This is a genomic window from Janthinobacterium sp. FT14W, assembly GCF_009208755.1.
GTDB lineage: Bacteria > Pseudomonadota > Gammaproteobacteria > Burkholderiales > Burkholderiaceae_D > Janthinobacterium > Janthinobacterium violaceinigrum.
This window is the reverse complement of sequence record NZ_WFLL01000129.1, coordinates 1-540: the sequence shown is the minus strand read 5'-3', so window position 1 is coordinate 540 and position 540 is coordinate 1. Positions and strand designations below refer to the sequence as shown.

Genomic DNA, 540 nt, shown 5'->3' with positions numbered 1-540 from the left:
GTCTGGTCTACCGCGACGCCTCGCGCAAGACGACACTGTCCTTGCGGGGCTGGCAGCGTTCCGCGCAGAACTTCATCGACGACACGGAAGTGGAAGTGCAGCGCCGCCGCATGGCGGGCTGGGAACTAGGACTTGGCCACCGCGAATTTATGGGCCAGGCCAGCCTGGACCTGAACCTGCAATACCGGCGCGGCACGGGCGCGATGGATGCGCTGGCCGCGCCCGAGGAAGCGTTCGGCGAAGGCACGTCGCGCTTCAAGCTGCTGCTGGCCGACGCGGCCCTGTCCGCCCCGTTCACGCTGGCCGGCCAGTCGCTGCGCTATTCCGGCAGCTGGCGCATGCAGCACAACCGCACGCCGCTGGTGCCGCAGGACCGCTTTGCCATCGGCGGGCGTTACACCGTGCGCGGCTATGACGGCGAAAGCAGCCTGTCGGCCGAACGGGGCTGGCTGCTGCGCAACGAGTTGGGCGTGCCGCTGGGCAGCAGCGGCCAGGAAGCGTATGCGGGTGTCGACCACGGCGAAGTGGCGGGGCCGTCTG

At 69.4% G+C, this 540-nt stretch carries 1 protein-coding gene; it reads left to right on the top strand.

Annotation, left to right across the window (positions count from 1 at the left end; genetic code table 11):
• Window positions 1–540: ShlB/FhaC/HecB family hemolysin secretion/activation protein (locus GCN74_RS28290; RefSeq protein WP_226939278.1), on the top strand; the 540-nt coding region annotated here is incomplete at both ends.